Below are 24,727 nucleotides of genomic sequence, written 5' to 3' on the forward strand. Positions count from 1 at the left end.
TTTAGAGCATTCATATGAGAGTTCCGCATATTTATGAACCGGCATCCCTAGAACAAGGCATAGAGCTCGACCTAGGTGATGACGCCGCCGGACATATTGGCCGCGTGCTGCGCATGCAAAGCGGCAACCAGATCAGCCTGTTTAACGGTGAGGGAGGCGAGTATTTATGTGAAATTCTGATCGCCAGTAAAAAACAGCTTCGTGTCAAGGTGCTTGAATTCAATGACTTCGAGTGCGAATCCCCCTTGGCGATTCACCTTGGTCAGGTGATCTCCCGTGGCGATAAGATGGATTTCACCATTCAGAAATCCGTAGAGCTGGGAGTCAGCGAAATTACCCCCTTATTTAGCGAGCGCTGCGGAGTAAAATTGGCAGCGGACAGACTGGCTAAAAAGCATCAGCAATGGCAGAAAATAGCCATCGCCGCGGCGGAGCAATGTGGTCGCAACCGCATTACCACAATCCACGAGCCCATGACTTTAGAGCAATGGCTGCAACAAAGCACCAAAGCCACTAAACTTACCTTACACCCCCGCGCCGAGCACAGCATTAAAACCTTGGCCGCACCCAGCTCAGGCGTGCGCTTTTTAGTTGGTCCGGAAGGTGGTTTCAGCGATGAAGAAATCGCCTCAAGCCACAATAATGGTTTTATGGATATCCGCCTTGGCCCTCGGGTACTGCGTACGGAAACGGCGGCATTAACCGTACTCAGCGCGTTGCAGTTGGAATTTGGCGACCTCGGCAATTGATTTTGTCCGCCGCCAACCCCATTACATAATTAGAATTTTTTTAAGCGAGCATAGCAATGGCAATAAAACTGGGCATTATCAGCGACCCAATTTCTGGATTTAACATTAAAAAAGACACCGGCTTTGCGATGATGATGGAAGCACATAAGCGAGGTTATGAGCTGTATTATATTGAAATGGACGACCTGTTTTTACGCCAGGGCCGTGCCTATGCTCATGCCGCTAAAGCTGCAGTGTTCGATAATCCTGAAAAGTGGTACGAATTGCAGCCCCAGGCCGATATTGCCCTAGGCGAGCTGGATATCATCTTGATGCGCAAGGATCCGCCGTTTGATACCGAGTACGTATATGCCACCTATATTTTAGAGCGTGCCGAGCTAGAAGGTGCTTTGGTGGTGAATAAGCCACAAAGCCTGCGTGATGCCAACGAAAAGCTCTACACCGCCTGGTTTAGCGAGTTTACCCCGGATACCCTGGTAACCCGCTCGGCCAAGCAAATTCGCCACTTCCTTGGCGAGCATGGCGATATCATTCTTAAGCCTTTAGATGGCATGGGCGGCGCTTCTATTTTCCGCGTAAAACATGATGATGCCAATATCGGGGTGATCATCGAGACCTTGACCGAGCACGGCAGTCGCTATGCCATGGCACAAAATTATATCCCAGCGATCAAAGACGGCGATAAGCGCGTATTGGTAGTTGATGGTGAGGTGATCCCTTATTGTTTGGCCCGTATTCCGCAAAAAGGCGAAACGCGAGGCAACCTGGCCGCCGGTGGTCGTGGTGAAGTACGCCCGCTTAGCGATGATGAGCGTCGAATTGCCGAGGCCCTGGCACCAACTCTAAAAGCCAAGGGGTTGCTGTTTGTTGGTTTGGACATTATCGGCGATAAACTTACCGAGGTGAATGTCACCGCTCCGACTTGTGTGAAAGAAATCGAGGGCGAAACAGGTATATCTATTACAGGGCAGTTTTTTGATGCGTTGGAGCGTAAGCTCACGCCAGCTTAATTAAGGTACGCCTATGCAATCATTAACGAACCACTTTTTGATAGCCATGCCGTCGATGCAAGATCCCTTCTTCAAGCACGCGGTAGCCTACATTTGCGAGCACAATGATGATGGTGCCATGGGTTTGGTGATCAACCAGCCCATAGATGTGACCGTGGGCGAGTTGCTCGACAAGGTCGAGATAGATAACGACAAAAGCAGCCAGGCAGCAGGCCATCAAGTTTTCGCTGGCGGGCCGGTAAAAACTGACCGTGGTTTTGTACTGCACACCCCAAAACCCGGTTATGCTTCGTCGCAGGAGTTAAGCTCAGAAATCATGATCACCACCTCCAAGGATGTGCTTGCCAGCCTGACCACCAGCGATGCACCACAGGACTTTATAATCACCCTGGGCTATGCCGGTTGGGATGAAGGTCAGCTGGAAAAAGAGCTGCTGGAGAATACCTGGTTGATCATAGAGGCCGACCCACAGATCATCTTTAATACTCCCATTAATGAGCGCTGGCACAAGGCCCTGGCTTTGGTGGGCATAGATGCAGACAAACTAAGCCTTGAGGCCGGACACGCATGACTAACAGCAGTAAAGCGCCACAGGGACAACGCAGCGTGATGGGTTTTGACTTTGGCACCAAAAGCATAGGCGTGGCCATTGGCCAGGAGCTTACCGGTACCGCCAATGCCCTGCGCGCTATCAAGGCCCGTGACGGCATTCCCAACTGGGATGATATTCGCGCCCTGGTCAACGAATGGCAACCGGATTTACTGGTGGTGGGTCTGCCATTGAATATGGATGGCACAGAGCAAGACCTGACCCACCGCGCCCGCAAGTTTGCCAATCGCCTGCATAACCAAACTGGTTTACAGGTCGAAACCCAGGACGAGCGCCTGACCACGGCAGCGGCCAAGGAGCATTTATTTGCCTCTGGCGGCTATCGCAACCTACGTAAGGATAATATCGACAACGCCTCGGCGGTGTTGATCCTCGAAAGTTATTTTTCCGCCGCCTACGGCGAATAAAGCCTTGTAGGTCGGGCTTGTAGCCCGACAATGGATTTACGACACATTTTGTCGGCCTGCAGGCCGACCTACAACGGATACAATAAGGGCGACCATGCGGTCGCCCTTAATTATTTATGCAGGTTTTTATGCCTGATTTAAAACTTATCGTCGTCGCTGCTTAAGCCGTCAACGGTCACACCTTGCAAGAAGCCGGCGCCCTGTTGGTCATTACTACGCAACTTGATCATCAAACGCAGATCGTTTGGCGAGTCCGCATGGTGTAGCGCATCGGCATAATTGATGCGTTTTTCCTGATAGTGGTTGAATAACGCCTGGTCGAAGGTCTGCATACCGATTTGCGTCGACTTGGCCATCACCTCTTTAATCGAGCCGATTTCACCTTTTTTGATAAGCTCGGCCACCATGGGTGAGTTCAGCAACACCTCGATTGCCGCCACACGGCCATTGCCGTCTGTGGTGGGGATCAACTGCTGGGCGATAATGGCGCGCAAGTTCAATGCCAGGTCATATTTCAGCTTCTCGTGCTTTTCTTTTGGCACCAGATGCATAATACGGTCGATGGCTTGGTTAGCATTGTTGGCGTGCAGGGTTGCCACACACAAGTGACCGGTTTCGGCAAAGGCAAGAGCATATTCCATGGTCTCTTGCGAGCGAATTTCACCGATAAGGATCACATCCGGGGCCTGACGCAGGGAGCTTTTCAGCGCCGCTTCAAAGCTTTCCGTATCCAGACCCACCTCACGCTGAGTAATGATACTCTTATTATGTTCATGGACGAATTCAATCGGGTCCTCTATGGTCAGAATGTGACCCTTTTGATTGCGGTTACGATAACCTAGCAGTGCCGCCATTGACGTCGACTTACCCGTACCCGTACCACCAACAAACAACACCAGACCCCGTTTTTTCATGATCACATCGGTTAATACCGATGGTAGGCCGAGGTCTTCCGCATTAGGAATAACCGTGTTAATACGACGAATAACCATACCCGCCTGATCGCGCTGCCAAAATGCCGATACCCGGAAGCGGCCTTCTTCGGTGGCGATGGCGAAGTTACATTCTTTGGTGCTATGGAATTCATTGATCTGCTTGTCGGTCATGGCCGACTCAACCAGAGTCAGGGCCTCTTCATCGTTCAATACATGCTCGTCTAGCGGCGTAAGCTCACCATTGACCTTGGCGCTCACTGGTAAACCACTAGAAACAAATACGTCCGACGCCTCCAGGGCGACCATCTTATGCAGATGATGTGATAATGACTGTAACATTGTTGATTTCTATCCTACATACGGCCCGATAAACCGAACTGGGTTTTATCATGGGCTTTAGCTTTAGCTGCTTGAGTACTGATCAGGCCACGGTTCAATAATTCGTGTAAACACTGATCCATGGTTTGCATGCCGTGGGCGGCACCGGTTTGTATGGATGAATACATCTGCGCAATCTTATCTTCACGAATAAGGTTACGAATCGCCGGAATGCCTATCATGATCTCATGGGCGGCAATACGGCCACCGGAAACTTTTTTCAGCAGGGTTTGCGAGATAACCGCACGCAATGATTCCGAAAGCATAGAACGCACCATGTCTTTCTCTTCACCGGGGAATACGTCGATAATACGGTCTATGGTTTTTGGCGCCGAGGTGGTGTGCAGGGTGCCGAATACCAGGTGACCGTTTTCCGCCGCCGTCATTGCCAGACGAATGGTTTCCAAATCCCGTAGCTCACCCACCAGAATTACGTCGGGGTCTTCACGCAATGCACTACGCAGTGCGGCGTTAAAGCTATGGGTATCGCGGTGTACTTCCCGTTGGTTGATCAAACATTGTTTATTTTGGTGTACAAATTCGATCGGGTCTTCAATGGTCAGAATATGATCGTGACGGTTGCTGTTGATGTAATCGATCATCGCCGCCAAGGTAGTTGATTTACCCGAACCTGTCGGCCCTGTCACCAGTACCAAACCACGCGGGTTGTCCGAGATAGTTTTGAAAATCTCAGGTGCACCTAAGTCTTCCAGGGTGAGAACTTCGTTCGGGATGGTACGAAACACAGCCGCAGGACCACGGTTGGTATTAAAGGCATTAACACGAAAACGCGCAAGATTTGGCACTTCAAACGAAAAATCCACTTCCAGCTTTTCTTCGTATTCTTTGCGCTGTTTATCGTTCATAATGTCATAGACGAGCCCACTAACTTCTTTTGCTTCCAGCACGGGAATATTAATGCGGCGCACGTCACCGTCGACACGGATCATAGGTGACACACCAGCAGAAAGGTGTAAATCCGAGGCCTTGTGTTGCACACTAAAGGCCAGTAATTCGGTAATATCCATAAATAGGACTCCACAACCAACTGATAACTTTATGGTTACAATAGCAGAACGACTCGATGCCGCCTATGACAGAATAGCTCATGCGGCAAAAAAAAGCGGCCGTGATTATAATGACATCACTTTAATCGCCGTTTCTAAGAAAAAACCCTTAGAAGATATTCTAGCGGCTTTTGAGCATGGTCACAGAGAATTTGCAGAATCTTATGTGCAAGAAGGGGTTGAGAAGGTTCGCCAGCTTAGTGAATATAAGAATATAGTATGGCACTTTATCGGCCCGATTCAGAGCAACAAAAGTAAGGCCATCGCCGAACACTTTAGCTGGGTGCAAAGTATCGACCGAGAAAAGATAGCAAGGCGTCTTAACGAGCAACGTCCTAGTAACATGAAACCTCTGCAGGTGTTAATTCAAGTTAACATAGACGAAGACCCCAATAAATCCGGTTGCTTGCTTGATGAAGTACCGGCTCTGGCTGCCTTAATCGAGAACTGCAAACAGTTAAATTTGCGCGGTTTGATGGCCATTCCGGCACAAACACCAGACTTTGACGCACAATTACAATCTTTTAAGCAATTAAGTGCTTGCTTTGATAGACTAAAGGACCAATATCCACAGCTCGACACCCTGTCTATGGGCATGAGTGGCGACATGGATGCGGCAATCGCCGCCGGCTCCACCATGGTGCGCATTGGCACCGCCATTTTTGGCGAACGTGAGCAATAGCACTTAGGCGCCGAACATCGAATAACACAAGATTTGAGGTCTATATGTCACAGCAAACCATCGCGTTTATCGGTACTGGAAACATGAGTTACGCCATCATTGGCGGCATGGTGAAAAATGGCTTTGCCAAAGAGCAGATCATTGCCACCAATCGTAATCAGGAAAAACTCGCGAAGGTGGCCGCGGACTTTGGTGTACGCACCACCGCCGATAATATTGAAGCCCTGCAACAGGCCGACATCATAGTTTTGTCGGTTAAACCCCAGATGATGGCCGAGTTGGCACAAAGCTTTATTGCCGCTGGGGTCGACTTCAGCGACAAGGTCTTTATTTCCGTTGCCGCCGGTATCACGGTGAAACGTCTGCAGGAAATGCTGAGCCACCCGGTAAAAATGGTGCGCTGCATGCCAAACACGCCTTCGCTGCTTGGTCGTGGCGTCAGCGGTCTGTATGCCGAAGGCACCAGCGACGATGAGAACCAGTTTATTGAAGCCGTGTTTAAAAGCACAGGCCTGGTGGTCTGGGTCGATAAAGAAGATCAAATCAATGACATCATAGCCGTCACCGGCTCGTCACCGGCCTATTTCTTCTTGTTTATGGAAGCCATTGAACAAAAAGCGATTGAGCTGGGCTTTAATGCCGAGCAAGCACGCGCTCTGGTACAGCAAACCGCTCTGGGTGCGGCGGAGATGGCTCTGTCGCAAACGGATATCAGCATCGCCCAGTTACGCGCCAATGTAACGTCCAAAGGCGGCACCACCCACGCTGCGGTGGAGCACCTTAAGGCGCATGGCTTAATTGAAAACGTCTCCGGCGCCATGGATGCATGCATTGCCCGCGCCCAGGAGATGGAACAAGAAATTTAATTTTTATTAAGGCTGAACGCATGAACTCAGTGCATTTTTTAGTTGGCATCCTGTTTGATTTATTCCTTATGGTGGTGCTTCTGCGCTTTTGGCTGCAGGCGGCACGCGCGGACTTTTACAACCCGCTCAGCCAGTTTGTGGTGAAAGCCACCAGCTTTGCCGTTAATCCGCTGCGCAAGGTGATCCCCGGCTTTGCCGGTTTAGACATTGCTTCCCTGGTACTGGCCTTTATCGTCGCCTTTGCCAAGGTAGCCACCCTCTTGCTGATGTTTGGCGAAGGCTGGAATACCAGCTTAGTGCTGATGGGCGGTGTTTTCACCCTTATTCGCGAGGCCCTGCAGCTGCTGTTCTGGGTGTTGATCATTCGCGCCATCCTAAGCTGGGTAAGCCAGGGCTATAATCCTATCGAAGCCATCTTCCATCAGTTGACCGAGCCCATGCTACGGCCGATAAGAAAGGTGATCCCTCCCATCGGCGGCTTAGACCTGTCGATCCTGGTTCTGATCATCGGCTTACAATTTTTGCAGTTCTTATTAATGGATTTAACCCGTTAATCATGTCTCGGGCGGCACTAGTTCGCCCGATTTCTGATACACTTACTGAGTAGACCTTATAGTACTCACAACACAGGAGTGGCAGCTATGAAAGCCCTGCTATACAGCCTAATTTTAAGCCTTCTGTGCATGGCACCAAGCTATGCGGCGCAAAACGAAGTTCAAGGCGGTCAGTTTAAAAACCTTGGCCATTGGCAAGTTCACTATATTGCCTTTCCCTCAACCACTATTACGCCTCAGGTAGCCCGCAGCTATAACTTAGAGCGTGCCGGCGACCGAGCCCTGATTAATATTTCCGTTCTCAAGAACGACAAGCCGCAAACCGTGGCCATTTCCGGTGTGGCGAAAAACCTGCTGGGACAAAGCGAGAAGCTGGAATTCCAGGAAATCAAAGAAGGCGACAGCGTTTACTATATCGCCCAGATGCGTTTTGAAGATGAAGAAACCTACCGCTTTGAAATTACCCTGACTCAGGGTACGACAGTGGAAGTGCTGCGCTTTCATCAAAAGCTATACAAAGATTAAGAGAGAACAGATGACAACTTGGGTGCTTGCCACCGGCAACAAGGGTAAGGTTGCCGAGCTCAGCGCGCTATTAAGCGACTTAAATATCACCATAAAGCCACAAAGCGACTTTGACGTTAGTGATGTAGCCGAGACAGGCACCACCTTTGTGGAAAACGCCATTATCAAAGCCCGTCACGCCAGTGCGCAAACGGGCTTGCCGGCCATTGCCGACGACTCGGGCCTAATTGTCGATGCCCTCGATGGCGCCCCCGGCGTCTACAGTGCCCGCTATGGTGGCCCAGGCGCCAGCGACGGTGATAATATCGATAAACTGTTGCTGGATATGCAGGGGCAAACAAAGCGCAGTGCGCGCTTTTGCTGCGTGCTGGTGTTAATGCGCCATAAAGACGACCCATTACCGCTTATCTGTCAGGCTACCTGGGAAGGCGAGATCACCGAACAGCGCAGTGGTTTTGAAGGCTTTGGTTATGATCCCGTGTTTAAGGTCGAAGGCCTGAATAAAACCAGTGCCGAGCTGACCAAGGCCGAGAAAAACGCCATTAGCCATCGCGGCCAGGCATTACAGCTGCTACTTGCTCAATTGCAGGGTTAACGCGTGACCCTGCCTCCATTAAGTCTATACATACATATTCCCTGGTGCGTACAAAAATGCCCTTACTGCGACTTTAATAGTCACGGTCAAAAAGGACAGCAGATCCCCGAACAGGAATATGTGCAGCACCTGCTTGCCGACTTGCGCGCCGATGCCCCCCTTGCGGCCGGACGTCCTATTCACAGTATTTTTATCGGTGGCGGTACTCCGAGTTTGTTATCGGGTGAGGCGCTGCAAACCCTGCTCGATGGCGTGCGTAAACTTACGCCGCTGGCCGACAACGCAGAAATCACCCTGGAAGCCAACCCGGGCACCGTGGAGTTCGGGCGCTTTGCCGACTATGTTAAGGCCGGTGTGAATCGTATTTCCATCGGCGTGCAGTCCATGCAGCAGGATAAGCTCAAGGCCCTGGGGCGCATCCACAGTGCCGATGAAGCCAAGCGTGCGGCCGAACAGGCCCATCAGGTGGGGCTGCGCAGCTTCAACCTTGATTTAATGCATGGCCTGCCTGGGCAGAGCATAGACGATGCCCTCGGCGACTTACGTCAGGTTATCGCCTTAAATCCGCCGCATATATCCTGGTATCAGTTGACCATAGAGCCCAATACCCAGTTTTATTCCAAGCCGCCGACCCTGCCCGAAGACGACACCCTGTGGCAGATACAGGAGTTGGGCCAGGACCTGTTGCGCGAGGCTGGTTATCAGCAGTATGAAATATCTGGTTACGCAAAACCCGGCCATCAATGCCAACACAACTTGAATTATTGGCGGTTTGGCGATTATATAGGCATAGGTTGTGGCGCCCATGGCAAAATAACCACACCCGATGGCGACATAGTGCGCACCGAGAAGGTGAAGCACCCGCGCGGTTATATGGATCTTACCAAGCCCTATTTATATAAGCAGTGGTCCGTTACCGACGACGAGCGACCCTTTGAGTTTATGATGAACCGTTTGCGTTTAGCTGAGCCCTGCCCCCTTGCAGAGTTCCAACAATACACGGGGTTAGATCTGAGCCAGATTGAAACTCAGTTACAAGCGGCGCAGCAGCAAGGCTTGCTCAGTCGTGACAGCACCCATATTCGGGTGACCGAGCGCGGCCATAGGTATCTCAATGAGCTGCTGGAAATGTTCGTTTAATAACAATAACTAGGATTTGGACAATGAAATTAACAGGTTTGCTTTTAGCTATTTTTTTATTGAGCCCTTGGGCTTACGGTGAACAAGCAAACCCTGTTATTCAAGACTTTGGTTACTTTTATCAGGTACCAGAGCATGCCACCATAGCTGCGGATACCCGCTTTAAAATCGCCTTCGATGTGGCCCCTGCGGCCAAGGCCGGCGAGCAAAATAACCATATCAATTCCCTGGCGCGCTTTATTAATATGCATGTGGCGCACGGGGTTAAACCAGAAAATATTGAATTAGCCCTGGTTGTTCATGGTGGCGCCTCGGTCGATGTGCTGAGCAATAAATTCTATAAAGAGCGATTAGGGGTGGATAACAAAAATCAGGCCCTGATCAGACAATTACTGGATAACAACACCCAGGTCTATGTGTGCGGTCAGTCTGCAACCCATTATAAAATCAGTGCCGAGCAGTTGATCCCCGGTGTACAAATGGCGCTTTCCGCCATGACCGCCCATGCGCAACTGCAGCAGCAAGGCTACACATTAAATCCATTTTAAAACCGCTCCCATCGGAGCCTTAAAACAACAAGATTATTTTAACTTTCGCGGGGCATCTGCCTTCGCACAACAACAAGTGAAAGGATAGGTAAAATAACTATGCGCAAGCTAACACTTATCGCCGCAGCCATCAGCGCCACACTGCTGGCCGGTTGCCAAAACACACAAAACACCAGCACACCGGCCGCAACGCCAGCGCCGGTACAAGAGATTGCTCAAAGCGAAGTCGAAAAAGCCAACGCTTTTTTTGAAGAAGTCTTTAACCGCAACATCATGCGCAGCCCTACATTCCAAACTTATATGGGTATTAAAAAAGACTATGATAAGTGGGATGACGAAAGCGAAGAGCGCGCCCTAGAAGACCTGGCTCTGGCCAAGGCAGATCTGGAAATGCTGAAAACCATCGACCGCAGCAAGCTCGACGCCACTACACAGGTGAGCTACGACCTGATGCAGCAAAACCTTGAGGAAGGCATTAATGATTTCCAATGGCGCTACCACACCTACCCGGTAAACCAGATGTATGGTACCCACTCCATGGTGGCAGCGTTTTTAATTAATCAGCACAGCATTGCCAATGTAGAAGAAGCAAAGGCGTATATCGCCCGTTTAAACGGCGTGCCTAAGCTGTTTGCCCAGTTGGAAGAAAACCTGGAAACCCGTGCCAGCAAGGGTATTATTGCGCCTAAGTTCGTGTTCCCTCATGTGATTGAAGCGAGCCAAAACATCATTACCGGCGCGCCGTTTGGTGGCGAGCAGGACTCAACCCTGCTGGCCGACTTTAAACGCAAAATCGAAAAGCTAGAGATCGATACAGAGCAAAAGCAAGCCCTTATCGCCGAGGCCACCGAAGCCCTTAAGGTCTCGGTTAAGCCGGCCTACGCCAGCCTTATCGGTTACTTGCAGCAGCTTGAAAAGCGTGCCGATGAGCGCGACGGCGCCTGGAAGTTCCCTGACGGTAAAACCTTCTATAACACCATGCTTGAGCGCACCACCACCACCGACCTAACGGCGGATGAAATTCATGCCATCGGTCTTGCCGAGGTGCAGCGTATCCATGATGAAATGCGTGCGATCAAGGAAAAGGTGGGTTTCGAGGGCGATCTCAAAGCCTTTATGGAATTTATGAAAACCGACAAGCAGTTCTACTACCCAGATACCCAAGAAGGCCGCGATGCTTACTTGGCCGAAGCGGTACGCGTAATCGATGATATGAAGAGTCGTTTAGACGAGCTGTTTATCGTGAAGCCTAAGGCAGATTTAACCGTGAAGGCGGTAGAAGCTTTCCGTGAAAAGTCTGCGGGTAAAGCCTTCTATCAGCAGCCTGCGCCGGATGGCTCACGCCCGGGCGTTTACTATGCCAACCTGTACGATATGGAAGCCATGCCGACCTATCAATTGGAAGCCCTGGCGTATCACGAAGGGATCCCAGGTCACCATATGCAAATCGCCATTGCCCAAGAGCTTGAAGGCGTACCTAGTTTCCGTAAGTTTGGCCGCTTCACCGCCTACACCGAGGGCTGGGGACTGTACTCTGAGCTACTGCCAAAAGAAATGGGCCTATACCAAGACCCTTACTCGGACTTTGGTCGCCTGGCCATGGAACTATGGCGCGCCTGTCGCCTGGTTGTTGATACAGGTATCCACGCCAAACGTTGGACGCGTCAGCAAGGCATCGATTTCTACGTAAACAACACACCGAATGCCACCTCGGATGCGGTGAAAATGGTTGAGCGTCATATCGTAATGCCATCACAAGCCACAGCCTACAAGGTCGGCATGCTGAAGATCGTTGAGCTGCGTGAAGAAGCGAAAAAGGCTCTGGGTGACAAGTTTGATATTCGTCAATTCCACGACGTGGTATTGAAAAACGGCCCGGTACCGTTAAACCTGCTTGAAGAAATGGTGGACGAATGGGTTGCTAAGAAGCAAGCCGCCTAATCTTACTATTGAGATTGGAATGAAAAAACGCCGGTCAGTGACCGGCGTTTTTATTTTCGTCCTCGCCACATCACCAGCCCGGAAACCACAAAGAATACCGGCAATAGGCTCAGCAACAACCAGAGCACCTGCACTATGGGCCCGGCAAAATCACCGATATGAAACTTGTATTTAAAATTCCATACCTGAGTAGGCAGATTGGCGGCGGCGCCATCGAAACTATTAATCACTTGCGCGCTGTAAGGATTCACCCAGACCCAGGAATAGGCATGGCTTTCTCCGGGTTGTTTGAGGCGCAGCGCCAAAGGCTTTTCCGCGCTTTTGGGGAAATAAATGCGAAACAAGGCAGCCTCCGGAAACACGGCCAAACCCTTTTCAAACGCCTCTTGGAAGTGCGTTTGCGCCATGGGGGTAATGTCATCAACCTGAGGGCGGGATTCAACCTGCCCCGGCAGCACGGCGTTGACCACGGCCTGTGTCGGCGCCTTCCAGTTAAAGGCAATGCCGGAAAAGGCGATAAGTAGCAAGGGCAAGCAGGTATACACGCCGAGCACATGGTGCACCTGGCGGTTGATCACCCGGGCCTTGGCGCGTCGGTTTATCTTCAGACGTTTTAAGCGTTGCTTGGGCTTGGCCCAGAGATAAAAACCGACCAAGAGCACCAGCATAAAGCCCAGCGCCATGGTTGACACCCAGTTGCGCAGCGGCATTTTGCCCTCACCGTCGCGCCATAATAACCAGCGATGCAGACCCATGGTAAAGCCGTACAAGGTGTCGTAATAATCGTAGCTATGCAGTACCTCTCCCGTGCTTGGCTCCAGGCTCGCATAACTGCCATCGGCCAGCCTTGCCTGCCAGGCCCAGCGGCTATCTTCTTCTATACTGATAAACTCTATCTTTTGCCCGCTCTGCTCCTGTACTTTTTGATACAGGGTATCCAGATCCAAGGGCGCCTCAGATGTGGCGCGCTGCCACAGCTCAGGATTCACCGCCAGTTGGATATCCTTGGCATAGATCAAAAGCGCCCCGGTGAGTGACATCAGCACTAAAAAAACGCTGATCACCAGCGCCAGGGTCAAATGAATTTTTCGTGCTACGCGTTTCAAACTGCAATTCCATTGGCTAACAACCCGGTCATTTTAAATGATAATAGGTATCATTACCATAGGAGTTTATTCTGCCTCCGGCCCTGATGCGAAAACGAATAGGTTTGACCTTAAAAGCTAGTAAGGATTCGGCACAGAGGCTTGAGTTAGGGTGAAGACCAGATCAACAATGGCTTGTTCCGAAACCATAGCAATTTTCGGTTCAAGCCATTACTTGGGCGTTAGCACATAACTACTTTTTCAATACGGGATAGCCTTGGGTATACACCCAGTCAGTATCCTTGGCTGGCATATGACAACTTAAGCAGTCATTTTTGTAGTTGGTGGCTACATTTTTCGTCGGATTATCAGGTTTAAATAATGCCCACCCCCAACCGTCTCCCCACAAGGGGTTGTCCGCAAACCTGTTTTTACCGTCCTTGACCATCACAAACCATTGTTTGATCTGTCCACTCTCGTAACTGACGCCTTGGCCGGTCGTAAAATCACCGCTCTCGGCCACCCTTAACTCTTTAATAATCACCGCCCCGTCGGGAAACTCGCCGGTGTTGCGATAGTGCTCTAACGTGCCCTCGCTGGCATAAACGCCGTGAAAGCCGCTGGCATCACCGCTGGGTACCAACCAGGAGCCAAGGTGGGTGGTTGAGGTTCGAAAATCGGTCGCTAAGGTAATATTTCCTTCTTTATCAACAAATTCTTTAGGTAGATCCTTTGCTAAAGCGCCATAGGGCAGGCCTGCGATAAGCCCACTCAACAATATTATTTTCACTTGGTTAAGTTTCATATTGCTCTCCTATTGTTAATCTCTAAGGATAGTTAAAGGTTAAAATATAACCATGCAATATCATTCATACAGGCCTGTTTGAAAGCTTGCATTAGACCTTCTCGAAAAGCTTGCTTCAAAGGTTAGATCTGGTCGGTTCACCGACGTCAAGACAGAGGAAACACAAGGCTTTCGGCTAATCCTCGCCATCTTTAAAGTACGCTTATGAAAAAGTCTTAGCTGGCAAAAACTTGAACGATTTGTTATCAATATATGTGGAAACGAACGGGGAAAGGTGCATGCTGACTAATGCCGGCGTTGCCACTACCAAATTATGACAAGCTGTTTTTTACCTCACACTAGGATAGGGAAATTAAAATGAAAATTAACACGAGTTTGTTAGCGCTTTCTCTATTGGCTTCTGCCTCGGGCTTCGCTGCTGAGACTTACCAAGTCACTACTTCAGTCTATACAAATGGTGAATTGGTTGCTTCGCCTGTTGTGCTAGTGGAAGCGGACAAAGCGACTTCAATGACCATTGGCGAGAACTTTAGCTACAATTTGACGGTAAAGCCGAACCAAGATGAAACGGCAGATGTTATTACGGCACTTACCCTTGAGAATGACACCCTCACCCCATCGTTCACGGTTGCCTATGGCAAAGAAGCCAGTATAGAAATTGGCACTCAAAAACTGACAATCTTGGTGAGTAGAGTTGACAACCAATAGCCGTCACCAAAAACGCGCCGGCTGGGCGCCCAACCCAGGATAAGTGGCAACAATAGGTACTAAATTGGGGAATGGTCAACCTAAAACAGAAAGGTTTCTGGCCATTAGTGGTTCAAAAATTAACTAGGCACATTAATACTTTAAAAAACATGGAATAAAAATATGGAAATTATGGCATTTATCGGAATTGTAATATTTCTCATAGGTGGAATAGGTTTTCTAATAGCTGCGTTTAAAACCAATATCCTTTGGGGATTGGCGTGTCTATTTATCTCACCCGTTTCGATAATATATTTAATTTTGCACTGGTCAGAAGCTAAGAGCCCATTCTTTCTTCAGCTTGCTGGACTTGCAGTCGTTCTTTTTTCTGGCTCTATGGGAGCGGATATAGCGTTAAATTAGAACTTCCCCGTTAATTTACTCCAAGCTCACAGGTATCGAACCTCCCGTTTAGATTCGCGCTTTCGATCTCAGATTTTGTTGTGGAGTGTGTCATTAAGAGTGAGGCACGATGCCGAGCTAGATTTATCAGCACAGGGATGTGCTGTTAAATCGCCTCAATGACTAAACGAAACGTTTAACAAAACGCTGAGTTCGCAAGCATAAGCGAATCACGGGCGCCTTGGGGTTCCAAGGGGCGGTTGGCGCAAACCGCCCTTTGGTTGCCGTCGCCAACGCGACAAGATCATCAATTACCACCGCAGTCAGCTGACCGACACGATAGACCAGATCAAGCCGCTGTCGGCGCTAAGCACCGAACTACAACAATCAAAAAGAAAAGCGATTGTCCGCGCCCGAACTCAAAAATATTAGTCCACCAAATAATACTCAACCGTACTCACTACCCTCACCTTCTTCAGGTGCGGCGAGCTTGAATCTCGGTCGCTGATACTAAACTGTCCCTGACGCGCCGATTTAATTTTGCCGAGCGTCGAGTCCGAGTCGCGGGCAAATTTAACCGCCACTTCGCGGGCGTTGCGGGTGGCCTGCTCTATCATCTGCGGCTTAATATCGTTTAAGCCAGTAAACAGGTATTCAATACGGTTGGTGTAACGGTCACCGCCTATGGCGATACCTTGCTTAGCCAGTTCGCTGATCTGACTGCTGGCATGGCGTACCTTGTTAGGATCTTGGCTGTACACCGACATATTGGCGCTAACCAGGTAGCGTAGGCCGACCTGCTCGGGTCCGTATTGCTGCGCTTTTTTATCAACTACTGTGACCTGCCCCAGGGAGATTTCCTCGTCACTAAAACCGTGCAGCTTTAAAAATGCCACCACGGCGTTTTGTTTTTGCTCCACCGCACCGGTAACCTGCTCTAGTTGCTCACCGGCTTCGGTGAAAACTATGGGCCAAATGGCAGTGTCCGCCTGTACCTGCTGCTCGGCTAATCCCTTCACCACCACGGTGCGATCCATAGCCTTAAACTCTATGATGGCATTGCTGAGCAAGATGCCGATAGAGGCCAACCCCAAGGCTAGAAGAAAAGCAGGTAAAATATTGATGTGCGTTATACTTTTGTGCATTGATGCTTCCTTTTTGCAACAAGTATGAGACTATATTTCGGTATCCAGTGTACCAAAATGAGTAAGCTATGAGCGTAAAACGCATTAGTCAGTTCTTCAACCCTAAATCCATAGCTGTTGTCGGCGCCTCGAACAATCCCATGCGCCCGGGCTACATTGTGATGCGCAACCTGCTGCAAGGCGGCTTTAACGGTCCAATAATGCCGGTCACACCAAAATACGAGGCGGTACACGGGGTGCTGGCCTATGCCGATATTGCATCGCTGCCTCAACCACCCGATATTGCCATCATTTGTACCAATAAAGCCACCTTATTACCACTTATCAGCGATCTCGCCAAACAGGGCTGTCGTAATGTTATCGTGGTCGCGGCGGGCCTCAGTGACGAGCAAAAAACCGAATTACAACAACATTGTAAAGCTCAGCATGTGAATTTAATGGGGCCCAATTGTTTGGGTTTGATGATCCCCCATCTTGGCGTCAATGCCAGTTTTTCCCATACAGTGACCCGCCCCGGCAAGGTTGCCTTTATTTCACAATCGGCGGCGGTGTGCTCAACCATTTTGGACTGGGCACAACATAAGGATATTGGCTTTTCTTACTTTATTTCCGTGGGCGACTGCCTGGATATCGACTTTGGCGAACTACTGGACTTTCTCGGCCGCGACGCCCGCACCAAGGCTGTGCTCTTATACATAGATAATCTCAAAGATATTCGCGCTTCATTTCCGCAGCCCGAGCCGCCGCCTTTAGTAAACCCGTGATCGTGATTAAAACCGGACGCACCGATGCCGGTGCCCTGGCCGCATCTGCGCACACCGGCGGGGCCAGCGGCTGCGATGCGGTCTATGATGCCCTGATCCAGCGCGCCGGTATGCTTAGGGTAAATGATTTACGCGAGCTCTTTGCGGCGACGCAAACACTGGCGCTGCATCCAAAATTACTCAAGGTAGAACCCCTGTGCATACTTACCAATGGCGGCGGTCCGGCAGTAATGGCAGTCGACAGCCTGGTACAAAGCTCCGGTAAGCTCTGTGAGCTTAGCGAGGCCACCTTAGAGGCATTAAACAAGGTGATCCCCCAGGCGGACAGTACTCACAATCCGGTGGATATATTTGGTGACTCAGACCCAATGCGTTATCAGCAGGCGCTGAAGATTCTGCTCGAAGCCAAGGAAGTGGAAAACCTGCTGATTATTCACACCCCGTCGGCGTTAGCGCCAAGCGCCGATTATGCCCGTATTATAGTCGACACCTTGGCGCAAATAGACGCTCGCAAGCGCCCCTTTGTGATGACCAATTTTATGGGTGAAGACGCCGCCTATGAGGCCAGGCGCATTTGTGCCCAAGGTGGCATTCCCACCTATCGCACCCCAGAAGGTGCGGTTGGTGCCTATATGCATTTGATCAATTACCGCCGTAACCAAAAACACCTGACGCAAACCCCAGAGTCCATTGTTGATGAGCTGGATATTCAGGTCGAAGAAGCCCAGGCAGAGATCAGCGCCCATCTGGACCGCAACGTGCACTATCTCAGCACCCATCAGGCGGCGCCGCTGCTGGCTTATTACGGCATAGACACAGTGACTACCCACATTGCCACCACACCCAGTGAGGCTGCGGAAGTCGCCGCTGAATGCGGTTTCCCCGTGGTGCTTAAACTGATAAGCCCGGATATCGCCAGTAAATCCGAGGTCGGCGGTGTTGTGCTTAATCTCAGCGATGAGCATGAGGTCGAGCAAGCGGCGTTTGCCATTTTACTGCGCATTAATCAGGTCTACCCCGAGGCCCGTATCGACGGCTTTGCCATTCAGCCCATGGCGCCACGTGCCGGGGCCCATGAGCTGCGTATCGCCATCAAAACCGACCCACAATTTGGCCCGGTGATCTTACTTGGCGAGGCCGGCAGTGCCCTTGATTATTCCCAGGCTGCGGTGGCCCTGCCGCCGCTGAATATGAATCTGGCCAAGTACTTAATTGCCAATGCCCTGGATAAGGGCGTGCTTAAAGAGCGCACCTTGCCGGAGAAGGTCGACAAGTATCGCTTATGCGCCCTGCTCACCCGGGTTTCGCAGTTAATCGTCGATCAGCCGGATATCCACAGCCTGGAGCTGAACCCCTTGCTGGCCACCCAGAGTCAATTTTTAGTGCTCGATGCAAGCATAGGTATCAGCCGTTATAAGCGTCTTGCCCATCGTAAGCGCCTGGCCATTCGTCCCTATCCCAAGGAGCTGGAACGCTGGGTCACCCTAAAAGACGGCTCCGAGGCGCTGTTGCGTCCCATTCGTCCCGAGGATGAGCAGGCTCACCGCCGTTTCGACGAGTCACTTACTAAAGAAGACAGATACCGGCGCTTTTTTGGCGAAATGCCGCACTTTAGCCATGAGCAATTGGCCAAGATGACGCAGATCGACTATGACAGAGAAATGGCCTTTATCGTCACCCGTAAACAGCGCGGTGAAAATGTCACCTTAGGCGTGTCCCGGGTGCTAATGGACCCGGACAACCTGGTCGGGGAATTTGCCATAGTCGTTGGCTCACAAGCCCAAGGGCTGGGTTTGGGGCGCATTCTCCTTGGTGCCGCCGTAGACTATTGCCAGCAACAGGGCGTTGGTAGTATCGAGGGCATGACCCTGTGGGAGAACACGGGTATGATAGAGTTAGCGCGTAAGTTAGGGTTTACTATCAGTCGTGACTTTGAAGAAGGCACTATTCATATGCGCCGCGAACTCAATAAAAGAATAGAAGATGATTAAAAAAATAAGAACCACGCTGGCCGATGTGTTTGAAGCACGCGGCAAATCGAAGCGCTATGGTTATGCCTTCGATGCCTTTTTAATGACCTTAATTTTTGCCAATGTGCTCGCCATAGTGATGGAGTCTGTGCCCAGCATGGCACACGAACATACGCGCTTTTTTTTCTACTTTGAATTGATATCGGTACTTATTTTCACCGTTGAATACCTGGCTCGGGTGTGGGCCAGCGTCGATTTAAACCGTTTTGCCGACAGCTCACTAAGCCCAACAAAAAGGCGCCTGCGCTATCTCATATCGCCCATGGCGGTGATCGACCTAATCGCTATTTTGCCCTCATTATTAATGTTCCTGGTGCCTTTCGATCTGCGTTTCTTAAGGGTGCTGAGGTTATTGCGAATTTTCAAACTCACCCGTTATTCCCGCGCCATGCAGCTGATGCTGAACACCATACAGGAAGAGGCCAGCTCGTTACTGGCGGCATTCTTTATTATGACGGTGATCCTGATTATTGCCGCCAGCGGCATTTATTTGCTCGAACACGATGTGCAACCGGATAAATTCGGCTCCATTCCCGCCGCCATGTGGTGGGCTATTATCACTTTAACCACAGTGGGTTACGGCGATACCGTACCTGTCACCCTGATGGGGAAAATCTTCGGCGGCATTATTACCATCCTCAGTATGGGCATGGTTGCCATCCCTACCGGTATTCTGGCTTCAAGCTTTTCCGAGCAGTTGCGCAAGCGCCGTAGAGCCTACAGTGAAATGGTGCATCAGCTGATGGAAGACGGCATTATCTGCCATCCAGAGCGGGTAAAACTGAATGAATTGCGCCTTGAGCTCGGCTTAAGCGTGCAAGAAGCGGCGCACCTGGAAGAGCAAGTGCGCGATCAGCACCCCTTGCTTAAGCGCTTTTGTCCCCAGTGTGGCCATCATTTGGAATAATACAGGCCTTAGCGAGTAAATCGGCCACCCCATCACCATGACAGGGCTGCGCTAACGCGTCGCCCTGCATCAGGGTGCAACCCAGGTTTAACAACTGACGCTGCTGTTTATCATCGGCCACGCCCATGGCGAGCACCTCAATGTTCATGGCGGCGAAAATAGGCATATAACGGCTGACCTTGTTATAGGCTTTATAGTCCACACACAACAAGGCGCTGAGCTCGGCGCCCAACTTCACCTGTTGAAATAACTCGTCTCCCAGCTCGGGCACGCAAAATTCGTCCACCGTCTTAATATGCAAAGACAAACACATGCCTGATATCACCAGCTTTTGCAGCACTTGCCTGGCATCGGCGTCGAGGCGCTGCCAGTCATGCACCGAAATCTCTAATACCAAACAGCTAATGGGGAAATCATAGCTGTGCAGCAAGTGAACAATATCGCCCATGCTACCGGGTTGGCTGAATTCACGTCCCTTGATAGCTAAAGACAAGTGCAGCAGTGGTTGTTGTCTATGCCAGAGGCGACATTCAAGCACCGCCCGCTCTAAGGTTTGCAATAGGAGTTTTGACCACAACCGGGTTTGGCGTATATGAGGGTAATATTCCTGCGGTGCCAATAGCTGCTCATCATGTTGCCAGTAGGGCAAGACCTCAAAGCCTTGTAATTCGGCATCCTGCATGGCGTAAATGCCCTGATAGTGATTTATAAACTGGCACTGATCGGCGGCAATCATTAAGGCTTGCTCTGTGGCCAGACTACGCTGCACCTGAGCATTAATGTCTGGCTGGAAGAAGTGAAACTGGTTGCGACCGCTGCGTTTGGCCTGATACAGCGCCAATTCGGCGCCTTTAAGCAAAGCTTCGCCCTGCTGTCCATCTTCGGGGAAGAGCGCCACACCTATACTGGCGTTGGCGGCGCCGAGTGTGCCATGACAGGGGCGCATCAGCACCTCCTGTACCTTACGACACACCGCCAGCACCTGCTCCAGCGCATCTATATCTTCAAGTAACAGAGCAAATTGCTCAGCCTCGATGCGCCCTAAACTGTCTTGCGAGCGCACTGCCCTTTGCAGGCGATAAACCAGACTCAGCAGTTGCTGCTCAGCCGCTTGCTCCTCGAAACCAACCACAACCGGCAAGGGCACATTGATCAGCAGCAATGCACAGCCGCGGTTATCCCGTTGTGCTTGCTCCAGTGCGTGTTCAACCCTATCCATAAACAAGGGACGATTAGGAAAGCCGGTAAGGCTGTCGTAGTGCGCCTGCTGTTGTTGGGTCTCCAAGCTATGCTTGGCTTCACTGATATCTGTGAGCATCACTATATAGCTGGTGCTGTGCTGCTCGCTGTCGGCGACCGCACTCATCTTCAGCAGCACGGGAACCTGCTCACCGGTTTTAAGCACTACCTGCTCTTCGCATTGGTAATGCTCCCCCACACGTAAGCCTTTCAAAATACGCAGATAGTTAATGCGCACATTTTTCGACAGCCCCAGATTCAGACGTCGTGAGGATGGGCTACTGGTGGGGTAATCAAAATTTTCCCGCAACGCCTGATTGGTGGCAACGATGCGCAGCTTGGAGTCAAAAATAATTAGCCAGTCGCTGGCCTGCTCAAAGGCGGCACCAAACATGCGTGCATTTTCTTCTAACACCAGCTCCCGAGTCATATTGGTATAGGTGCCCGCTACCTGCACCGGATGGGTACCTTCCCATTGCATCACCTTGCCAAAGTCTTTATACCAACGCCATTGCCCACTGCTGTGGCGCAGGCGATAGACGCAGTTAAAGTAACCCTTGTCGGTGGATAAAAATTCCAGCCATTCGATACGGAATTTTTGTCTTTCATTCGGGTGAATCAACGCCAGATATTGATCCAGCTGACAATGCTCATAGCTATAGCCCAGCTCCTCACGCAACCGTGGTTGATAAATTTTGCTCTCATGCTGATGCCAGTCCCATACCCCGGAGTGACTGCCTTCGAGCGCCAATTTCAGGCGCGCCGCCGACTCTTTGCTTTGTTTATGCGCCGCCATCAGCATCTTTTGAATGCGATTGCGACGATACATCCACATGGCTATCAGGCTGGCGATAATAATCACATACAGGGTGATAAAACTAGGCGAGCTCCACGGCGGGTAGGCAACGCTAATACTCAAGCGTGCTGGCTCGGTCGACTCGCCGGTAAAGGGGTCCCGCGCCCACACCTGAAGCAGATGCTCCCCAGGGTTTAGCTTGGGGAAGACCACGCGATTATTATCCCGGGTAAAGCTTTTCTGGCTGCCATCGAGCTGATACTCGAAAATAACCCTGTCCTGATAATTAAAGGCCATGGCGCTGAAGGTGATCTCTAAGCCGACATCATCATGGTCAAGGTGAACCTGGGTTAAAGGCCCCATGGTTGGCAGCTCAAGCGCGCGGTACATCAGCTCTGCCGAGGTAAAATTAACCCCTTGCAGCAAGGCCCGTTGCGGTATATTGCGCTGCGGATAAAACAAGGTCGCGCCTTTAACCGAACCAAATGCCAGGCGACCGTCGTCACGACGACTGACCGAGCCCAGGTTAAATTCATTGGTGGCTAGGCCTTCCAGATTAGTGAACTGAAAAAAGTGCTCATTTTGTGGGTTAAAGCGCCATAAGCCCTTATGACTACTCATCCACACCATACCCATATCATCGAGCACCAGATCATACATAAGGTTACCCGGACCGCGGCGCTGTAAATCTATGTGTTTAATAAAATTAAAGTTGCTGGCGTTTAAGGCCACCAGACCATGATTGGAAAACGACAGCCACAGGATATTATTGTTATCCACCACATAACCATTAAGGTTGATGGCCAAACTGCCATGAGATTGCGGCACCCGATAAAGCATTTGCAGGGTTTGCGTTTGGGCATTGAAACGCAGCAGCTGACCGCCGGAGAAAAACAAGGGTTGCAGAGGGTTATCCGCTAACGGAGCGCTGAACCCCAAGGCCAAAAACGGATCATGCTTGTCCAGGTCACCACCCAAAGGATGCACCTGCTGTGATCCCAGATCAAAATAGAAGAACCCCTGATTCTGATTGACTCCGTATAACCGGCCATCCTGGGTCAAATACAGGCCATGTAAATAGCCCTCAAGGTAGGCCTGATCTTCTTGCTTCCTGGCCTGCAGCTTAGTTAACTCCTCGGTGTCCTGGTTATAGCTAAATAAACCACGGGTGGTATTCATCAGCAACTGCCGACGATAAGGGATCAGGGTGTAAATGCTAAAGACATTGTCGAGTTCATCGCTGAGGTAACTTTTAAACTTCACCTCACTTTGCATTGTCGCCAGGTTGACCTGGGTTAAACCGTTATGAGTGCCTAAATACAGGGTGTCGCCACTTTGTACCGAGCTCCAGATATTATGATGGGACAAACCATCACCACCGAGATTATCGGCTGTGATATTTTGAAACTCAAAGCGCTTGTTGGGAAGAAAAAAGGCGCCATCGCTTTTGGTGCCCAGCCACAGATCGCCCAGCTCTGTTTCCACTATTTTGATCACACTGGGGTCGGAAAGACTGTAAGGGCTGTCGCTCAGCCTTTGGTGCTTGCGCAAGCGGTTAGCCTGCCACTCATACTCAAACAAGCCCTTATCCGTGGCCAACATCAGCATCCCCCCGCCAAGGGGTTTTATTTGCCAGATATTCAACTCCGACAAAAGCGTCGTACTTTGAAATGGCCGCTGCGGCTGGGCAAACAGGGCATCTAAATCGCTGATATCGGTGACATACAAGCCCTTTACCGTGCCTATCAATAACTTGCTCTGCTCGACCAGGGCGAATGATTTTACATTGTCTCTGTGTATACCACTGCTGCCCGGCGGCAAATGTTGCAGCGGGCGCACCTGCTGGCTCTTGAGATCATAAACAAAGGCACCGTGCGTGGTGCCGATAAACACATAGTGCTGGTATTGAAAAAACACCCGCACCAGAGCGTTGTTTTCGCCGCTGCCCACCTTAAATAAGCTGGTAATGGCACCGCTTTGCGGGTCGAGCATGGCAACATCGCCGCCACGGCCAAGCAGCATCTTATTATCGTCGAGGGAATGCATGGAAAACACTGCGGTGGCAAAGTCGGGGTCTAATTCCTTCGGCGGTGCCACTACCCTTTCCAGCACCCCTTTGCCGTTATGATAACGATAAAGGCCATTAAGAATGGATGAAGTCCAAATTTGCCCTTGTTTATCCATATGCAGGGCATCGATCATGGCGTCGTCAAGCTCGCCCTTTTCATCGCTGATAATTTTTACTTGATAGCCGTCGTATTTATTTAAACCGCTTTCGGTGGCCAGCCACAGGTAGCCCTGGTGATCGATAAGCATATTACCGACATAGCTTTGCGACAGCCCCTCACTGGGCGACAAACGCTGCACCTTGGCGCTGACGCTCGCGGTGACGACCAAAAACAAGCTCAATAATACCAACCAGTAATTACGCATCTGCCACTCCCTGATAGCAATAGGCCAACACATCACGACCCTGATTACGATAACTTTGCAAGCGCGACGCCAGGTGTTCGGGCAAAGTAGCAACCGCGGCGAAACCCAGCTGTTCATAAAAGGGGCGCAGATGCTGATAGATAAAACTATAGATGGGACCAGGTAATTCGGCACAGACCTGACGTATTAAAGTGGCGGCCAAACCTTGACGACGATAATCTGCCTCTACAAACACGCCACATAAAAAATGTTGTTGTTCAAGAACACTGACTCTGGCTGCCGCCACTATGTCATTGTCGCAACGCACCACCCAAATTTGGTCTTGCTTATTGGCACGACCTCGGGCGCCGACCCTATCATAAAATTTGTTCACCAAGGGGGTGGCGAGGGCGGGTACGCGTTGCGCCACTGGGGGGTCATCGGCGAT

General features: G+C 50.7%; 22 protein-coding genes and 1 pseudogene. 16 read left to right on the forward strand and 7 right to left on the reverse strand.

All coding sequences use genetic code 11. The annotated features are described in order from the left end of the window. The first annotated feature begins 14 nt into the window (after positions 1-14). The 4 genes from rsmE to ruvX are packed head-to-tail and all read left to right on the forward strand — an operon-like array spanning position 15 to position 2,776. Positions 15-749 (forward strand): 16S rRNA (uracil(1498)-N(3))-methyltransferase, encoded by a 735-nt coding sequence (gene rsmE / locus C2M34_RS01910; protein ID WP_105257929.1) that lies wholly within the window; start codon positions 15-17, stop codon positions 747-749. A 56-nt stretch (positions 750-805) separates the two neighbouring features. Beyond that, positions 806-1,759 (forward strand): glutathione synthase, encoded by a 954-nt coding sequence (gshB, locus tag C2M34_RS01915; RefSeq protein WP_105199615.1) that lies wholly within the window; start codon positions 806-808, stop codon positions 1,757-1,759. A 13-nt stretch (positions 1,760-1,772) separates the two neighbouring features. Then, complete coding sequence (locus tag C2M34_RS01920) at positions 1,773-2,330, forward strand: YqgE/AlgH family protein (RefSeq protein WP_105199614.1); 558 nt, start codon at positions 1,773-1,775, stop codon at positions 2,328-2,330. Next, positions 2,327-2,776 (forward strand): Holliday junction resolvase RuvX, encoded by a 450-nt coding sequence (gene ruvX / locus C2M34_RS01925; RefSeq protein ID WP_105257930.1) that lies wholly within the window; start codon positions 2,327-2,329, stop codon positions 2,774-2,776. The genes C2M34_RS01920 and ruvX overlap by 4 nt, the downstream gene beginning before the upstream one ends. Positions 2,777-2,913: 137 nt before the next feature. Here the strand turns inward: ruvX and C2M34_RS01930 are convergent, their stop codons facing one another. Both C2M34_RS01930 and C2M34_RS01935 read right to left on the reverse strand, forming a co-directional pair. After that, on the reverse strand, positions 2,914-4,050 hold the full coding sequence (locus C2M34_RS01930; protein WP_105199612.1) for a PilT/PilU family type 4a pilus ATPase: 1,137 nt from the start codon (positions 4,048-4,050) through the stop codon (positions 2,914-2,916). Positions 4,051-4,064: 14 nt separating this feature from the next. Next, positions 4,065-5,117, reverse strand: coding sequence for a type IV pilus twitching motility protein PilT (locus C2M34_RS01935; RefSeq protein ID WP_105257931.1), 1,053 nt, complete (start codon positions 5,115-5,117; stop codon positions 4,065-4,067). 31 nt (positions 5,118-5,148) lie between these two features. On the opposite strand from C2M34_RS01935, the gene C2M34_RS01940 reads away from it, so the two are divergent. The 8 genes from C2M34_RS01940 to C2M34_RS01975 all read left to right on the forward strand — a co-directional run bounded on the left by C2M34_RS01940 (position 5,149) and on the right by C2M34_RS01975 (position 12,007). Next, positions 5,149-5,838, forward strand: coding sequence for a YggS family pyridoxal phosphate-dependent enzyme (locus C2M34_RS01940; protein ID WP_105213273.1), 690 nt, complete (start codon positions 5,149-5,151; stop codon positions 5,836-5,838). Positions 5,839-5,882: 44 nt separating this feature from the next. Continuing rightward, a complete protein-coding gene (gene proC / locus C2M34_RS01945; protein ID WP_105257932.1) occupies positions 5,883-6,704 on the forward strand; it encodes a pyrroline-5-carboxylate reductase in 822 nt (273 codons plus the stop codon). Positions 6,705-6,724: 20 nt separating this feature from the next. After that, on the forward strand, positions 6,725-7,258 hold the full coding sequence (locus C2M34_RS01950) for a YggT family protein (protein ID WP_105199608.1): 534 nt from the start codon (positions 6,725-6,727) through the stop codon (positions 7,256-7,258). A gap of 87 nt (positions 7,259-7,345) precedes the next feature. Next, positions 7,346-7,783 (forward strand): DUF4426 domain-containing protein, encoded by a 438-nt coding sequence (locus tag C2M34_RS01955; protein WP_105257933.1) that lies wholly within the window; start codon positions 7,346-7,348, stop codon positions 7,781-7,783. Between the two features lie 10 nt (positions 7,784-7,793). Continuing rightward, the gene (locus C2M34_RS01960; protein ID WP_105257934.1) at positions 7,794-8,378 is read left to right on the forward strand and encodes an XTP/dITP diphosphatase; all 585 of its coding nucleotides are present in this window, start codon (positions 7,794-7,796) and stop codon (positions 8,376-8,378) included. 3 nt (positions 8,379-8,381) lie between these two features. Then, complete coding sequence (gene hemW, locus C2M34_RS01965; RefSeq protein ID WP_105257935.1) at positions 8,382-9,518, forward strand: radical SAM family heme chaperone HemW; 1,137 nt, start codon at positions 8,382-8,384, stop codon at positions 9,516-9,518. 23 nt (positions 9,519-9,541) lie between these two features. After that, positions 9,542-10,066, forward strand: coding sequence for a DsrE family protein (locus C2M34_RS01970; RefSeq protein ID WP_105257936.1), 525 nt, complete (start codon positions 9,542-9,544; stop codon positions 10,064-10,066). 99 nt (positions 10,067-10,165) lie between these two features. Next, the gene (locus C2M34_RS01975) at positions 10,166-12,007 is read left to right on the forward strand and encodes a DUF885 domain-containing protein (protein WP_105257937.1); all 1,842 of its coding nucleotides are present in this window, start codon (positions 10,166-10,168) and stop codon (positions 12,005-12,007) included. Between the two features lie 50 nt (positions 12,008-12,057). Here the strand turns inward: C2M34_RS01975 and C2M34_RS01980 are convergent, their stop codons facing one another. Both C2M34_RS01980 and C2M34_RS01985 read right to left on the reverse strand, forming a co-directional pair. Further along, entirely contained in the window at positions 12,058-13,113 is a 1,056-nt protein-coding gene (locus C2M34_RS01980) for a PepSY-associated TM helix domain-containing protein (RefSeq protein ID WP_105257938.1), read from the reverse strand. A gap of 232 nt (positions 13,114-13,345) precedes the next feature. After that, positions 13,346-13,897 carry a cytochrome P460 family protein gene (locus C2M34_RS01985; protein ID WP_105213281.1) on the reverse strand — a complete coding sequence of 184 codons (552 nt, stop codon included), beginning with the start codon at positions 13,895-13,897 and terminating at the stop codon, positions 13,346-13,348. A gap of 357 nt (positions 13,898-14,254) precedes the next feature. On the opposite strand from C2M34_RS01985, the gene C2M34_RS01990 reads away from it, so the two are divergent. Together C2M34_RS01990 and C2M34_RS01995 are read left to right on the forward strand one after the other, a co-directional pair. Further along, positions 14,255-14,605, forward strand: a complete 351-nt coding sequence (locus C2M34_RS01990; protein ID WP_105199600.1) for a hypothetical protein — start codon at positions 14,255-14,257, stop codon at positions 14,603-14,605. 162 nt (positions 14,606-14,767) lie between these two features. After that, positions 14,768-15,007 (forward strand): hypothetical protein, encoded by a 240-nt coding sequence (locus C2M34_RS01995; protein WP_105257939.1) that lies wholly within the window; start codon positions 14,768-14,770, stop codon positions 15,005-15,007. Positions 15,008-15,414: 407 nt separating this feature from the next. Here the strand turns inward: C2M34_RS01995 and C2M34_RS02000 are convergent, their stop codons facing one another. Beyond that, positions 15,415-16,131: an SIMPL domain-containing protein gene (locus tag C2M34_RS02000; protein WP_105213283.1), complete on the reverse strand. Its 717-nt coding sequence runs from the start codon at positions 16,129-16,131 to the stop codon at positions 15,415-15,417. Between the two features lie 68 nt (positions 16,132-16,199). Here C2M34_RS02000 and C2M34_RS02005 point away from each other — a divergent pair. Beyond that, positions 16,200-18,886: pseudogene (locus C2M34_RS02005) on the forward strand (bifunctional acetate--CoA ligase family protein/GNAT family N-acetyltransferase). Beyond that, positions 18,879-19,832, forward strand: a complete 954-nt coding sequence (locus C2M34_RS02010; RefSeq protein ID WP_199775991.1) for an ion transporter — start codon at positions 18,879-18,881, stop codon at positions 19,830-19,832. The pseudogene C2M34_RS02005 and the gene C2M34_RS02010 overlap by 8 nt, the downstream one beginning before the upstream one ends. On the opposite strand, the gene C2M34_RS02015 is transcribed toward C2M34_RS02010, so the two are convergent. Together C2M34_RS02015 and C2M34_RS02020 are read right to left on the reverse strand one after the other, a co-directional pair. After that, complete coding sequence (locus tag C2M34_RS02015) at positions 19,792-24,300, reverse strand: EAL domain-containing protein (protein ID WP_158681378.1); 4,509 nt, start codon at positions 24,298-24,300, stop codon at positions 19,792-19,794. The genes C2M34_RS02010 and C2M34_RS02015 overlap by 41 nt on opposite strands. Then, complete coding sequence (locus tag C2M34_RS02020) at positions 24,293-24,709, reverse strand: GNAT family N-acetyltransferase (RefSeq protein ID WP_158681379.1); 417 nt, start codon at positions 24,707-24,709, stop codon at positions 24,293-24,295. Before C2M34_RS02020 ends, C2M34_RS02015 begins: the two co-directional genes overlap by 8 nt. Positions 24,710-24,727: the final 18 nt, after the last annotated feature.

This window comes from Pseudoalteromonas sp. T1lg88 (assembly GCF_002964765.1).
GTDB lineage: Bacteria > Pseudomonadota > Gammaproteobacteria > Enterobacterales > Alteromonadaceae > Pseudoalteromonas.